At 69.4% G+C, this 14,781-nt stretch carries 9 protein-coding genes; 5 read left to right on the forward strand and 4 right to left on the reverse strand.

All coding sequences use genetic code 11. From position 1 onward, the window contains the following. The first annotated feature begins 35 nt into the window (after positions 1 to 35). Positions 36 to 4,970, forward strand: a complete 4,935-nt coding sequence (locus tag ACTMVF_RS04090) for an NAD-glutamate dehydrogenase (protein WP_441269575.1) — start codon at positions 36 to 38, stop codon at positions 4,968 to 4,970. A gap of 117 nt (positions 4,971 to 5,087) precedes the next feature. Further along, the gene (locus tag ACTMVF_RS04095) at positions 5,088 to 6,401 is read left to right on the forward strand and encodes a hypothetical protein (protein WP_441269576.1); all 1,314 of its coding nucleotides are present in this window, start codon (positions 5,088 to 5,090) and stop codon (positions 6,399 to 6,401) included. On the opposite strand, the gene ACTMVF_RS04100 is transcribed toward ACTMVF_RS04095, so the two are convergent. The 4 genes from ACTMVF_RS04100 to ACTMVF_RS04115 all read right to left on the reverse strand — a co-directional run bounded on the left by ACTMVF_RS04100 (position 6,310) and on the right by ACTMVF_RS04115 (position 12,149). Beyond that, a complete protein-coding gene (locus ACTMVF_RS04100) occupies positions 6,310 to 8,022 on the reverse strand; it encodes a glycosyltransferase family 2 protein (RefSeq protein WP_441269577.1) in 1,713 nt (570 codons plus the stop codon). The genes ACTMVF_RS04095 and ACTMVF_RS04100 overlap by 92 nt on opposite strands. Then, complete coding sequence (locus tag ACTMVF_RS04105) at positions 8,019 to 10,238, reverse strand: CDP-glycerol glycerophosphotransferase family protein (RefSeq protein WP_441269578.1); 2,220 nt, start codon at positions 10,236 to 10,238, stop codon at positions 8,019 to 8,021. The genes ACTMVF_RS04100 and ACTMVF_RS04105 overlap by 4 nt, the downstream gene beginning before the upstream one ends. 98 nt (positions 10,239 to 10,336) lie before the next feature. Next, on the reverse strand, positions 10,337 to 11,188 hold the full coding sequence (locus tag ACTMVF_RS04110; protein ID WP_441270121.1) for an ABC transporter ATP-binding protein: 852 nt from the start codon (positions 11,186 to 11,188) through the stop codon (positions 10,337 to 10,339). A 40-nt stretch (positions 11,189 to 11,228) separates the two neighbouring features. After that, on the reverse strand, positions 11,229 to 12,149 hold the full coding sequence (locus ACTMVF_RS04115) for an ABC transporter permease (protein ID WP_441269579.1): 921 nt from the start codon (positions 12,147 to 12,149) through the stop codon (positions 11,229 to 11,231). Between the two features lie 304 nt (positions 12,150 to 12,453). Between ACTMVF_RS04115 and ACTMVF_RS04120 the strand changes: the two genes are divergently transcribed. The 3 genes from ACTMVF_RS04120 (at position 12,454) to ACTMVF_RS04130 (ending at position 14,773) form a co-directional block, all read left to right on the forward strand. Further along, positions 12,454 to 13,092, forward strand: a complete 639-nt coding sequence (locus ACTMVF_RS04120; protein ID WP_441269580.1) for a TetR/AcrR family transcriptional regulator — start codon at positions 12,454 to 12,456, stop codon at positions 13,090 to 13,092. Between the two features lie 789 nt (positions 13,093 to 13,881). Further along, a complete protein-coding gene (locus tag ACTMVF_RS04125; RefSeq protein WP_441269581.1) occupies positions 13,882 to 14,271 on the forward strand; it encodes a hypothetical protein in 390 nt (129 codons plus the stop codon). Between the two features lie 88 nt (positions 14,272 to 14,359). Beyond that, entirely contained in the window at positions 14,360 to 14,773 is a 414-nt protein-coding gene (locus tag ACTMVF_RS04130) for a hypothetical protein (RefSeq protein ID WP_302000272.1), read from the forward strand. The last annotated feature ends 8 nt before the right edge of the window (positions 14,774 to 14,781 follow it).

The following is a 14,781-nucleotide window of genomic DNA, read 5'->3' on the forward strand; positions in this document are numbered from 1 at the left end:
GTCACGCAACGGCGCGCGACAGGAGCCAGAGGACAATGCAGACCAAGCTGGACGAAGCCAAGGCCGAGCTGCTCGAGAGGGCCGCCCGGGTAGCTGAGAACAGCCCGGTCGGGGGGTATCTACCGACCGGGACGACGGACGAGAGCACCGCCGGCACCCCGGACCACGACACCGTGCTCGCGTTCCTCCAGCGCTACTACCTGCACACCGCACCGGAGGACCTCAGCGACCGCGACCCGGTCGACATCTTCGGAGCCGCTTTCTCGCACTACCGTCTGGCCGAGAACCGTCCCCAGGGCACGGCCAACGTGCGGGTGCACACGCCCACCGTGGAAGAGAACGGGTGGACCTGCAGCCACTCCGTCGTCGAAGTCGTCACCGACGACATGCCCTTCCTGGTCGATTCGGTGACCAACGAGCTGACCCGGCAGGGGCGCGGGATCCATGTGGTCATCCACCCGCAGGTCTGCGTCCGCCGCGACGTCACCGGCAAGCTCATCGAGGTGCTGCCCGAGGCGCCCGCCGGCGAGCTGTCGCACGACGCGCACACCGAGTCCTGGATCCACGTCGAGATCGACCGTGAGACCGACCGCGCCGATCTGAAGCAGATCACCGCCGACCTGCTGCGCGTCCTGTCCGACGTCCGCGAGGCCGTCGAGGACTGGAGCAAGATGCGCGACGCGGCCCTGCGCATGGCCGACGAACTGCCCCGGGAGCCGACGTCCGACCTGCGTGAACAGGAGATCGAGGAGGCCCGCGAGCTGCTGCGCTGGCTGGCCGACGACCACTTCACCTTCCTCGGCTACCGCGAGTACGAGCTGCGCGAGGACGACTCGCTGGCCGCCGTGCCCGGCACCGGCCTCGGCATCCTGCGCTCCGACCCGCACCACTCGGAGACCGACAGCCACCCGGTCAGCCCGTCCTTCGAGCGGCTGCCCGCCGACGCCCGCGCCAAGGCCCGCGAGCACAAGCTCCTCATCCTCACCAAGGCCAACAGCCGGGCGACCGTGCACCGGCCGTCATACCTCGACTACGTCGGCGTGAAGAAGTTCGACGAGAACGGGGAGGTCGTCGGCGAGCGGCGCTTCCTGGGTCTGTTCTCCTCCGCCGCCTACACCGAGTCGGTCCGGCGCGTGCCCGTCGTCCGGCGCAAGGTCGACGATGTGCTGCAGGTCGCCGGGTTCTCGCCGCACAGCCACGACGGGCGCGACCTGCTGCAGATCCTGGAGACGTACCCGCGCGACGAGCTCTTCCAGACCCCGGTCCCCGAGCTCCAGCGCATCGCCACCTCCGTGCTCTACCTCCAGGAGCGCAGGAGGCTGCGCCTCTACCTCCGCCAGGACGAGTACGGGCGCTACTACTCCGCCCTCGTCTACCTTCCCCGCGACCGCTACACCACCGGCGTACGCCTGCGGATCATCGACATCCTGAAGGAGGAACTCGGCGGTACCAGCGTCGACTTCACCGCCTGGAACACCGAGTCGATCCTCTCCCGGCTGCACTTCGTCGTGCGCGTCCCGCAGGGCACCGAGCTGCCGCAGCTCAGCGACAGTGACAAGGAACGCATCGAGGCGCGTCTCGTCGAGGCCGCCCGTTCCTGGGCCGACGGGTTCGCCGACGCGCTCAACGCGGAACTCGGCGAGGAGCGCGCCGCCGAGCTGCTGCGCCGCTACTCGGGCGCCTTCCCCGAGGGCTACAAGGCCGACCACGGCCCGCGCTCCGCGGTCTCCGACCTCGTCCACCTCGAACAGCTCACCGAGGAGAACAACTTCTCACTGAGCCTGTACGAGCCGGTCGGCGCCGCCCCCGAGGAGCGCCGGTTCAAGATCTACCGCAAGGGCGCGGCCGTCTCCCTGTCCGCGGTCCTGCCGGTCCTCAGCCGGCTCGGCGTCGAGGTCGTGGACGAGCGGCCGTACGAACTGCGCTGCTCCGACCGCAGTGTGGCCTGGATCTACGACTTCGGTCTGCGCATGCCCAAGTCGGCGGGCGCCGGGGACTATCTCGGTGATGACGCGCGCGAGCGGTTCTCGGAGGCCTTCGCCGCGACCTGGACCGGCAAGGCGGAGAACGACGGCTTCAACGCCCTCGTGCTGAGCGCCGGGCTGACCTGGCGGCAGGCGATGGTGCTGCGGGCGTACGCCAAGTACCTGCGGCAGGCGGGCTCCACCTTCTCGCAGGACTACATGGAGGACACCCTCCGCGACAACGTCCACACCACCCGTCTCCTCGTCTCCCTGTTCGAGGCGCGGATGTCGCCGGACCGCCAGAGCGCGGGCCGCGAGATCGTGGACGCGCTGCTCGAAGAGGTCGACGCGGCGCTCGACCAGGTGGCGAGCCTCGACGAGGACCGGATCCTGCGGTCCTTCCTCACCGTCATCAAGGCGACGCTGCGGACGAACTTCTTCCAGGAGGCGGTGGGCGGCCTGCCGCACGACTACGTCTCCATGAAGTTCGACCCGCAGGCCATCCCCGACCTGCCCGCGCCGCGCCCGGCGTACGAGATCTGGGTCTACTCGCCGCGCGTCGAGGGTGTGCACCTGCGCTTCGGCAAGGTCGCGCGCGGGGGCTTGCGCTGGTCCGACCGGCGTGAGGACTTCCGTACCGAGATCCTCGGCCTGGTCAAGGCGCAGATGGTGAAGAACACCGTCATCGTGCCGGTCGGCGCCAAGGGCGGCTTCGTCGCCAAGCAGTTGCCGGACCCGAGCGTCGACCGGGACGCGTGGCTGGCGGAGGGCATCGCCAGCTACAAGACGTTCATCTCGGCGCTGCTCGACATCACCGACAACATGGTGGCCGGGGAAGTCGTGCCGCCCGCCGACGTAGTCCGCCACGACGAGGACGACACCTACCTCGTCGTCGCCGCCGACAAGGGCACCGCGACCTTCTCCGACATCGCCAATGAGGTCGCCGAGCAGTACAACTTCTGGCTCGGGGACGCCTTCGCCTCCGGCGGCAGCGCCGGTTACGACCACAAGGGCATGGGCATCACCGCCCGCGGCGCCTGGGAGTCCGTCAAGCGGCACTTCCGCGAGCTGGGCGTGGACACGCAGAGCGAGGACTTCACGGTCGTCGGCATCGGCGACATGTCCGGTGACGTGTTCGGCAACGGCATGCTGCTCAGCGAGCACATCCGCCTGGTCGCCGCCTTCGACCACCGGCACATCTTCATCGACCCGAAGCCGGACGCGGCCACCTCCTACGCCGAGCGCCGCCGCATCTTCGAGCTGCCGCGCTCCAGCTGGGAGGACTACAACACCGCACTGCTGTCGGCCGGCGGCGGCGTCTTTCCCCGCAGCGCCAAGGCGATCCAGGTCAACGCCCACATCCGCGAGGCCCTCGGCATCGAGGGCAAGGTCTCCAAGATGACGCCGGCCGAGCTGATGAAGGCCATCCTCAAGGCGCCGGTGGACCTGCTGTGGAACGGCGGTATCGGTACGTATGTCAAGGCGTCCACCGAGACCCACGCGGACGTCGGCGACAAGGCCAACGACCCGATCCGCGTCGACGGCGCCGACCTGCGCGTCAAGGTCGTGGGCGAGGGCGGCAACCTGGGCCTGACCCAGCTCGGCCGGATCGAGTTCGCGCGGCAGGGCGGAAAGATCAACACCGACGCCATCGACAACAGCGCCGGCGTCGACACCTCCGACCACGAGGTGAACATCAAGATCCTGCTCAACGGCCTGGTCGCGGACGGCGACATGACCGTCAAGCAGCGCAACAAGCTGCTCGCCGAGATGACCGACGAGGTCGGCCAGCTGGTCCTGCGCAACAACTACGCGCAGAACACGGCGATCGCCAACGCCCTCGCCCAGTCCAAGGACATGCTCCACGCCCAGCAGCGCTTCATGAAGCACCTGGTCAGGGAGGGGCACCTGGACCGTGCGCTGGAGTTCCTGCCCACCGACCGCCAGATCCGCGAACGCCTCGCCGCCGGCCACGGCCTGACCGGCCCGGAGACGGCCGTCCTGCTGGCGTACACGAAGATCACGATCGCCGACGAGCTGCTGCACACCTCGCTGCCCGACGACCCCTACCTGAGCACCCTGCTGCACTCGTACTTCCCGAGCGCGCTGCGCGAGCGGTTCCCCGAGCACCTCGTCAGCCACCCGCTGCGCCGTGAGATCACCACGACCGTGCTGGTCAACGACACGGTCAACACGGGCGGTACGACGTATCTGCACCGGCTGCGCGAGGAGACCGGTGCCTCGCTGGAGGAGATCGTCCGGGCGCAGACCGTGGCCCGCGCGATCTTCCGCTCGGCGGCCGTCTGGGACGCGGTCGAAGCGCTCGACAACAAGGTGCAGGCCGACGTCCAGACCCGGATCAGGCTGCACTCGCGCCGACTCGTCGAGCGCGGCACGCGCTGGCTGCTCAACAACCGGCCGCAGCCGCTGGAGCTCGTCGACACCGTCGACTTCTTCGCCGAGCGGGTCGAGCAGGTCTGGTCGCAGCTGCCGAAGCTGCTGCGCGGCGCGGACCTCGACTGGTACCAGCAGATCTACGACGAGCTGTCCGGCGCCGGCGTCCCGGACGAACTCGCCACCCGGGTGGCCGGGTTCTCCTCCGCCTTCCCGACCCTGGACATCGTCTCGGTGGCCGACCGCATGAGCCGGGACCCGATGGACGTCGCCGAGGTCTACTACGACCTCGCCGACCGTCTCCACATCACCCAGCTCATGGACCGCATCATCGAGCTGCCCCGCGCCGACCGCTGGCAGTCCATGGCCCGCGCCTCCATCCGCGAGGACCTCTACGCCGCCCACGCGGCCCTGACCTCGGACGTCCTGGCGGCCGGCAACGGCACCGCGACACCCGAGCAGCGCTTCAAGGCGTGGGAGCAGAAGAACACGGCGATTCTGGGCCGGGCCCGCACGACCCTGGAGGAGATCCAGGGCTCGGAGGCCTTCGATCTGGCCAACCTCTCGGTGGCCATGCGGACCATGCGGACGCTGCTGCGGACGCACTCGTAGGCCGTACGAGTATCCAGGCCGTACGAGTATCCAGCTCGTACGAGTAACTAGGCCGTACGAGTTTCAGGGCGCCCCGGGTTGTGACGGCCCGGGGCGCCTCCGGCTATGGCTGGAGAAGTGACTGCCAACCTCTCCGGCCTCCTCTCCGGCTCCGAGGAGCGGGGGACCGGGAGAAGCCGTCGGCTGCGACGTGCGCTCCCCGCGCTCGTCGCCGCCGTCTTCGTGCTGCTGCACGCCTTCGGCTACCCGGCGACCCGTTTCTCCAACGACTCGTACCGCTACACCCGCGAGGCATACGAGTTCCTCGGCGAGACCCCGCGCGAGGCCACCCGGAAGGCGGTGGCCGCCTACTGCGCGGACACGGCCAGGCTGGTCCACCGCAACCGCAGGCTCGACCAGCTCGCGTTCCGGGATCCGGGCCGGGAGGCACAGTACGCGCGGCGGTGCGAGCAGAGGTACGCGAACGGGCTGGAGCCCACCGACCCGCGCTACGAGAGGATCTTCCACACCAGGCCCGGATACCCGCTGATCGCCGCTCCTTTCGTGGCGCTGCTCGGTGCGAAGGCCGGACTCACACTGGTCGCCCTCGCCTTCACCACGCTGACCGGATACCTCGTGTACCTGCTGCTCCGCGCGCTGCGGGCGCCGCCTCCCACTGCCGTACTCGGCCAGGTCCTGTCGTATGTGACACCGCTGGCTTCCTGGGGCGGCCGGCCGCTCACCGAAGGCCCGACCCTCGCGGGGCTGACCACGCTGCTGCTGGCCTCGGTGTGGCTGCTCCAGCGGCGGGTGCCGGCCGGAGTGCTGCTGTTCACGGGTGCCTTCGGGGTCGGGCTCGCCGTCAGGTACTCGAGTTTTCTGATGGCGGCACCGGCCCTGGCGGCTGCGGCGTGCGCCGCGCTGTTGTTCGTCCCGCGCACCCGGCACCGCGGCACCTGGTGGCTGGCCGGCCTGTCGGCGGGTGGCACGTCGGTCGCGCTGGGGCTGAGCAGGGCACTGGATTTGCCCGGCATGAGCGACTCGCTCCAGGACACCTTCACCCTGCACTGGACCCGGCCCGAGATCGCCGACCCGTGGGCCGCCCTCGTCCGCCTCAATCGCCACTACTGGGTGCAGTGGCTCCAGAACGAAGCCCTGGCGCCCCTGCTGCTCTTCCTGCTCGCGGTGGGGGCGTGGGGCGTGTGGCAGCGCTCGGTGCCGGTGGCGCTGTGCGTGCTCGCGGTGGGGGCGACCGGGTTCGCGGCGACGGTGGCGCATCCGCTCGCGGTCGAGCTGGACCGGCTGTACGTCCCGGTGTGGTTGATCGCGGTGATCGGTCTTCCGCTGGCGGTGACGAGGTTCAGCGCAGGGCGCTTCGCACCAGTCGTGCCGCCCGTCTCACCTTCGGCCGCGCGATCCGTCGCACCACCGGCCGCACCACCCTCGCCGTGACGCCCACCGGCTGCCACCGCACCTGGAGGCGGCCCGGACCGCGGCCCTCCGGTTCTATCGTGACGCGGTGCGGGGCCGCGCCGGTGCGGTAGTCGATGCGGGCCGTCATGGGTGGGAAGGACAAGGGGGCCAGGAGTACGGCCGTATGGGCCAGGCCCTGGTGCTCGATGCGCAGGAGCGGGTGGCGGACGCCGGCGAAGCCGTGGAGGGGGACGGGCGCCGACGACAGGTCCAGGTGGACGTGGCCTTCGAAGACGCCGGGGCGGACGGGGGAGAGGCGGAACGGTGTCCTGAGGTGGTGTCGGCCGGGGCGGATGAGGAGGCTTGCGCGGTGGGGGCCCACCGGGAGGCGCAGGCCGGGGTCGTAGGTGCGGATGGTGAGGTCGATCGAGGCGCCGGGGCCGCGCGTGAGCTCCGTGATCTCGTGCCGGAACTGGGCGCTGCGGAACGGGCGGGTGTCCAGCTCCAGGTCGGTGACGTCCAGTTCGCGGCGGGACAGGTCCGTGGTCGGGAGGCTGTCGCCCCAGTACGTGTGGCCCTCGGTGTCCGGTGTCACCTGCCTCGGCGCCACGCCGTGGCCCAGTCCCCGCGCCGCCAGCCGGGCCTCGGGGAAACGGCGTTCGCGGATCAGCTGGAGGACCACGCGTTCCGCGCGGGGCAGGCGGGCGTAGGCCGACGGGGACACGGTCTCCAGGTAAGGGGTCATGATGTCCGCGAAGCCGGCCAGCCACTCCTCGTCGCGGTACGGCAGGTCCCCGGCGTACATCCGGAAGTCGTGCTTGAGGAACTTGTAGTCCTTGTCCTCGCGCAGCGCCCCGTGCCCGCTCTCGGCGAGGAAATCGTCGATGAGGCGCTGGACCTGGACGCGGTCGCGGACGTTGTCGAGCCGGTGGCGCTGGTTGGAGATCGATGCCGCGTCCGTGGCCGCGTACGGCGCGATGTACCAGCGGTACACCGGCTCCGGGATGATCGTGAACTCCTTGGCCAGACAGTACGCCTGCGTCGTGAACAGCTGGTCCTCGTAGTGGATGCCCTCCGGGAACCGCAGGTCGTGCCGGTCCAGGAACGCGCGGGCGTACATCTTGCTCGTCGACAGGTGCTCGAAGAGCAGCCGGGGTTCGGACTCGATGCCGACCATGGTGCGGCGCTCGGCGACCAGGTGCGGCATCCACTTCGTCCGCCGTCCGCCGTCCTCCCGGATCCGCACCACCGCGCCCATCGCGAAGTCGATCTCCCGCTCCCGGTGGGCGGCGAGCAGCAACTCCACCGCGTCGTCGGGGAGTTCGTCGTCGCTGTCCAGGAACATCACGTACGGCGCCCGGGCGATCTCCAGGGCACGATTGCGCGGGGCGCTGCAGCCGCCGCTGTTGCGCGGGAGACGGAGGTAGTGGATCCGGGGGTCCCGGGATGCCAGCTCCCGTGCCACGTACGGGGTTTCGTCCGTCGAGTGGTCGTCGCTGATGACGATCTCGATATGGGCGTGGGTCTGACGGCGTACCGACTCCACGGCTCGCGGGAGGCGTGCCGCGTCGTTGTAGACGATCACCGTGACCGTGACGTCGGGGACGGTGGTGTCCTGGGGTGTGACATCCGTGTCCTGGGGTGTGGCATCCGGTTTCATATCGCCTCCCGGGGGCTGGGCGCCGGCGTGCGTTCCTCCAGCGGGATCACCGGCGGCAGGGCGTCCTCGCTCTCGCCCAGGAACACACGGCGTACGACCCGTTCGGCGGCGCGTCCGTCGTCGTACTCGCAGAAGCGGCGCCGGAAGGCCGCCCGAGCCTTGGTCGCGCCCTCGTCGTGCCATGCCTCCGTGACCAGGATCTCCGCCAGTTCCCGCTGAGTGCGGGCCACTTGGCCCGGTGGCTCGGCCGGCAGGTCGAAGTAGACGCCGCGGGTGGAGCGGTAGGTCTCCCAGTCGTCGGCGTAGATGACGATCGGGCGGTCGAGGTTGGCGTAGTCGAACATGATGGACGAGTAGTCCGTGACCAGCACGTCGGCGGCCAGGCACAGGTCCTCGACCGGGTCGTAGGCGCAGACGTCGATGATCCGGCCCGTGCGGCGCAGGGCGGTCAGGGGCGAGGGCGCTCCGTCGTAGAAGTAGTGGCCGCGGACCAGGAGGACCGTGTCCTCGCCGAGCTGGTCGGCGAGGGTGGCGAGGTCGAGGCGGGGGGTCCAGGCTGCCTCGTAGTCGCGGTGGGTGGGGGCGTAGAGGATCGCGCGGTGGGCCGGGGGGATGCCCAGGCGGTCGCGGATGGCGCGGATGTCGGCGGCGGTGGCCGTGTAGAAGACGTCGTTGCGCGGATAGCCGTGGTCGAGGGAGACGAAGCGGGAGGGGTACGCGCGCTCCCACATGCGGGTGGAGTGGCTGTTCGCGGAGACGCTGTAGTCCCACTTGTCGATACGGGCCAGCAGGGCAGGGAAGTCGAGGCCCTTGGCGGCGGCCGGGAACTCCATCTGGTCCACGCCCATGCGCTTGAGCGGGGTGCCGTGGTGGGTCTGGAGGTGGATCGCGTCCGGGCGTTTCACGATCGCGTTGGGGTAGTTGACGTTGTTGACCAGGTACTTCGCCGTGGCCAGCACCTCGCGGTAGCGGCGGGTGCCGGGGAGTACGTGGTCGGTGTGGGGCGGGAGGAGGGGCGCGTTGTCCGGGGTCACCACCCACACCGGGTGGATCTGCGGCGCCAGTTCGGTGAGTTTGGCGGCGATGGCTGCCGGGTTGCAGGCCACCCCGCGGTTCCAGTACGCCGCGAACACGGCCAGGTTGGGGTCGACCGGGCGGGAGAGGGACTTGCGGTAGTGGTGGTCGCCGAGGGCGGTGGCCACCTGGCGGCCGCGGGTTCGTACGGCCGACTTCGCGGCGCGGCGGGCGCGGTTCGCGGCCTGGAAGGCGCGGTACCTGGTGTACGCGTTCTCTTCGAGGAGGGCGCGGCGGATGGCCTCGGGGCCGTTGGGGGGACGGTGCCCGGGCGGGCGGTGCCGGACGGCCGCTTCGCCGGCGCGGCGGAAGAACTCCCTGGCCACAGGGTCCGGCATGGCGGTGCGGGCGAAGGTGCGCAGGCAGTCCTGGACCATGACGTCGTACAGGACGGCGTCGGGGGCGGGGCCGGCGGTGGGCCGGGCGGCGGGGCGGTTCCGGGCGAGGGTGAGGAGCGTGTCGTAGCGGTCGATCAGGGCGTAGCGCTCCTCGGCGGTGACCGGGGGCAGGCTCTCGGGGCGCAACTCGTGGTGCTCGTACGCCACTTGGTTCAGGGCGGCGATGTGGTCGGCGAGGAGGAGGGTGGCGTAGGCGGCGAACGGCTCATCGGGGGTGGTGAGTCGGGGTTCGTGCGCCTGCCAGAAGGGGGTGCGCAGCGCGCGGTTGCCCAGCAGGGGGGTGACGCGCAGTGCGGTGCGGGCGATGTCGTCGAGGGGGTGGGCGGCGCGGCCCGACCGGGCCAGGAGGGGGCCGTCCTCGGAGGGCAGGCCGGAGGTCTCCCAGGTGGAGCGGACGTGGTCGAAGAGCAGGACGTCCACGTCGTCCGGCAGTTCCGCGGCGCGCTCGGCGATGGTGCGCGGGGCGCCGGCGGGCAGGCCGTCCTTGGCGTGCACGAAGTGCAGCCAGCGGCCGCGGGCCCGAGCCGCCCCCGCCGACCGGGCCGTGGCGTCGTCCGTGCCGTCCGGCAGGGGCAGCACCAGCATCTCCGGGGCGTGCGCCTGTGCCGTCTCCTGCGCCCAGGCGCCGACCGCGGCCACGATCACCTCGACGCCGGGGTGGGGGTGCGCGGCCAGCGAGGCGAGGACGCCGGTCAGGCGGTCCTGGGTGTTGGGGCCGTGGACGATGACGCTGAGCTCGGGCATCGCGGGGACTCCTTCACCGGTTCATCGCGTCGGCGCACCCTGTCCGACCTAGGACATAGTGTCACTAATGGGATGAAAGGGTGACCCGTAGTTACGCCTCACGAGGGAAGGGTGGCGGGGGCGGGCTTCGCCTTTGGCTTCGGGGCCGGCTTGGCCGGCTTGTCACCCGTGAAGGCCTCGTACTCCTTGAGCACCTCGTCCGTCGGGCCGTCCATGCGCAGCTCCCCGCGCTCCAGCCACAGGACGCGGTCACAGGTGTCGCGGATCGACTTGTTGTTGTGGCTGACCAGGAACACCGTGCCCGCGTGCTTGCGCAGCTCGCGGATCCGGGCCTCGGAGCGCTTCTGGAACGAACGGTCACCCGTCGCCAGCGCCTCGTCGATCAGCAGCACGTCGTGGTCCTTGGCGGCGGCGATGGAGAAGCGCAGGCGGGCCGCCATGCCGGAGGAGTACGTGCGCATGGGGAGGGTGATGAAGTCGCCCTTCTCGTTGATGCCGGAGAAATCGACGATCTCCTGGTAGCGCTCCCTGACCTGCTCGCGCGACATGCCCATCGCGAGGCCGCCGAGGTGGACGTTGCGCTCGCCGGTGAGGTCGTTCATCAGGGCCGCGTTCACGCCGAGCAGGGAGGGCTGGCCGTCGGTGTAGATATGGCCGTTCTCGACCGGGAGCAGGCCCGCGACCGCCTTGAGCAGCGTCGACTTGCCCGAGCCGTTGGTGCCGATGAGGCCGATGGCCTCGCCCTTGTACGCGACGAAGGAGACCTTCTTGACCGCGTGCACCTTGCGCACGCCCGCCGCCTTCTCGGTCTGCTTGCGGCGCAGGATGCGGTTGAGGGCGGCGGTGGCGGAGCCTCGGCCGGCGCCGGTGCCGTTGACGCGGTAGACGATGTCGACGGCGTCGGCGATGACGGTGGGGGCGGGGCCGTGGGGGAGTGGCTCGTGCGGGATCGGGCCGTGCGGGAGCGGCTCTCGGGTGATCTTTGCGTTGTCAGCCACGGCCGTACGTCTCCTCAGCCTTCCAGAAGTAGATGAAGCCGCCGACGCCGGCGAGCAGCGCCCAGCCCGTCGCGATCGGCCACACGTGCGTCGGGAGCTGGTCCCGGTGGAAGCTGTCGATGAGTGCGAAGCGCATCAGGTCGATGTAGACGGCGGCCGGGTTGGCCTGCAGGGCCGAGGTCACCCAGGACGGCGTGTCCGTGTGCTTGGCCATCATGTGGCTGATGCTGAACATCACGCCCGACGCGTACATCCAGGTGCGCAGCACGAACGGCATCAGCTGCGCGATGTCCGGCGTCCTCGCGCCCATCCTGGCCATGATCATCGCGACGCCCGCGCTGAAGACGAACTGCAGCACCAGCGCCGGGATCGCCAGCACCCAGGACGCGGCGACCGGAATGCCGAAGCAGAGCAGGATCACGACCAGGGCCGCCATCGAGAACAGCAACTGCTGGAGCTGCTGCAACGCGAAGGAGATCGGCAGCGCGGCCCGCGGGAAGTGCAGGGCCCGTACGAGGCCGAGGTTGCCGGAGATCGCGCGGGTGCCCGCCATGATCGAGCTCTGCGTGAACGTCCAGACGAACACCCCGGTCACCAGGAACGGGACGAAGTCCGGTACACCGCGGCTGGTGCCCATCAGTTTGCCGAAGATCAAGTAGTACACCGCCGCGTTCAGCAACGGCGTCAGCACCTGCCAGACCTGGCCGAGCTTCGCCTGGCTGTACTGGGCGGTGAGCTTCGCCGTGGCGAACGCGGTGATGAAGTGGCGGCGCGCCCACAGCTGACGGATGTACTCGGGCAGGGAGGGGCGGGCACCGCTGACCGAGAGGCCGTGCCGGGCGGCGAGGGCCGCGAGGTCGGTTTCGGGCGGGGCGGGTGTCGTCTGGGGCGGTGTGTCGAGGACCTGGCTCACATCCGCTGCTTTCGTTCGGGGGAGGGGGGGTGGCGCCGTGCGGTGACGTTCTCTTACGGGACTCTTCACGTCTTCTTACGTCGGGACGGGACCGTATCGTCGCAACGTGAGCGTAGATCCAAGGAGCGTCGGGACGCAACCGTTTCGTCGTGACGTGATCGGCGTAACGGCAGTGTGGGGACGGCGGCGTGGGGGCGACACCATGGGGACGGCGGTGGGGGGACGGCAGCGTGGGGACGGCGGCGTGGCGGCGACGCCGTGGGGACGGCAGCGTGGGGACGGCACCGTATCGTCGCAACGCCCTATGCTTGCCCGCATGACGACGAACGCCGACCAGTCCCACACGCGTCCGCGCCGCCGTACCCCCGCCGGCGCAGCCGTACTCCGGGAGGACGTGACGGAGGCCATCCGGGCGGCCGTCTTCGAGGAACTGGCAGCTGTCGGCTACGCGCGGATGTCGATAGAGGGCATCGCGCGCCGGGCGGGCGTCGGCAAGACCGCGGTGTACCGGCGCTGGCGTTCCAAGCTGCACCTGGTGCTGGACGTGGTGTCCGCGGTGGCGGTCATGGGGCTGCCGACGCCGAACACGGGCTCCCTGGAGGGCGACCTGCGGATGCTGTACGAGGTGACTTCGCGCGCCCTGCGGCACCCCGTGGTCTCGCAGATCATCCCCGACCTCCAGGCGGAGGCGGCCCGCAACCCCGAGATCGCCGAGGCGCTGCAGAAGGCGCTGGAGCAGGGGCAGGAGGGGGTCGCCAGCAAGATCCTCGTCGGGGCGGAGCAGCGGGGCGAGGTGCGCGTGGGCCACGACGACGAACTGGCCCTCGACCTGATCTCGGGCCCGCTGTACTGGCGCATGGTCGTGGCCCGCAGTCCGAAGCTGCCCAAGGGCTACCTGGACGCCCTGGCCCGGTCCACCACCGAGGCGCTCAAGGCGCTGTGAGCGGGGTGCGCGCAGCGACCGTCGGTTGACGAGGCGGCGTTGCTACGCGCGTGTGGGGGCCGGCCTGGCCCTCCTGCTGACGTCGGCCGGACGCAAGGTCGTGGCCGCCACCACCGGCCCCGAGATCCTGGCCCCCGCTGCCGGAGCGCCCCGTCGTCACTGAACTGACGACCCGGCATCAATGCGCCGTAACCGCCAGAAGGCGCCCGAGAGTTCGAGCCCGCCGTACACCAACAGTGACGATGGGGAGCAAGCCGCTCCTCGAACGGCTCAACTCGGCGTCAAAAGCAGGCGGTTGAGAATCGGACTGCCTGGCGAGAGCGAATGGGACCGCTCTCTTCTGCGTAGCAGAGTCAATGAATGCAGACAGGCGTCAATCGCCCGATTTATAGGGACAAGGCGCCAAAATCATGTGTGGCTTAAGTCACACAAGCGATTGCATGTGCACACCGTGTTCGCATGCTCAACTGCTCCTCAAATCTCATGGGTTGGCGTGAATGCATCGGAGCTTTTGTCCGATGTTGATCCGTCTCATCCTTATTACTGTGCGTGAACGGATGGTCGGCCCTCCCTCTCAGTTCTATTTACCGAGCCATCCATGTGATCTAGGGTCTGAATAGCTCGCGAGGAACTGACCCACCTTGCGTACACGGGGGCATATGTAGACGGGGGCTTTGCCTGCGTTTTCTTCCCTCGCTCGTGCTCGTATCCGGGGGCCGTTCTCCGCGACGACCGCGGCCGCATTCGTGCGGCCGAAGGCTCGCGCAAACGGAAGGCAGAAGTATTGTGTTGATCGCCAAGAGGGCCGGGAAGTTCGTGGCAGCTGCCGCCATTCTGGGTGCGTTCGCAGGCGCATCGCCGGCCGTAGCCGGTGCCGGTGAAGACCTCAGGTCCATCGGAACGAACATCGATGGCAGCATCGCGATCGATGCCTACAGCTGGAAGTCCGCCGGCAACAAGAACGTCGCCATCAAGTGGGTGTCCGGCACGCACTCCGCATACACGGAGTACGACCGCGTGAACAACCACGGCCTGCGCCTGGACAACGACAACAAGGGGACGACCAAGTACAGCGGCTCGTCCACCAGCAACTACGTCCAGAAGGTCACCGCCTGCTGGGACATCGCGGGCAACGTGGATGACTGCGGACCGGACGACCGGCCCGGCGACGGCCGCTGACACCGTCCTGGAGTCCGGCTGAACAAGCCGCGCTCTGAAATACGCCGTCAGGCACTTCGTAGTTTCTGCACAACAAACGGGAGACATCGTGAAGATGGTTCGTGGATTCGGAAAGGCCGTGGCTGCCATCGCCATCGGCGGCGCGCTCGCAGGGGCCTCCTCGACAGCTTTTGCCGACGCGGGCGAAGACGTGACGTCGACGCTCAGGGCCGGAGGCGCATCCGACGGCGCTCCGTGGGCGTACGCCTACAGCCTGAAGAGCAACGGCAACAAGAATGTGGCCGTCCAGGACAAGTTCGAGAACGGCGCCGCCGTCTACTCGGAATTTGACCGGAAGAACACCAAGGGTCTTCGCCTTTGGAACACGAAGGACATCTACAACAGCAAGACGTACAGCGATTCTTCCGCGACCAACTACGTCGTCAAGGTCACTGCCTGCGAACAGGTGAACAACGCACCCGACACGTGCGGTCCGGACGACCGCCCGGGCGACGGCCGCTGATTCAACTC

The sequence above is a fragment of the Streptomyces sp. SD31 genome, from assembly GCF_052068475.1.
GTDB lineage: Bacteria > Actinomycetota > Actinomycetes > Streptomycetales > Streptomycetaceae > Streptomyces.

Coding starts and splice junctions, on each gene's coding strand:
- ACTMVF_RS04090 (WP_441269575.1), top strand. CDS start 36: ATGCAGACCAAGCTGGACGAAGCCAAGGCCGAGCTGCTCGAGAGGGCC.
- ACTMVF_RS04100 (WP_441269577.1), bottom strand. CDS start 8,022: ATGAAACCGGATGCCACACCCCAGGACACGGATGTCACACCCCAGGAC.
- ACTMVF_RS04120 (WP_441269580.1), top strand. CDS start 12,454: ATGCTTGCCCGCATGACGACGAACGCCGACCAGTCCCACACGCGTCCG.
- ACTMVF_RS04105 (WP_441269578.1), bottom strand. CDS start 10,238: ATGCCCGAGCTCAGCGTCATCGTCCACGGCCCCAACACCCAGGACCGC.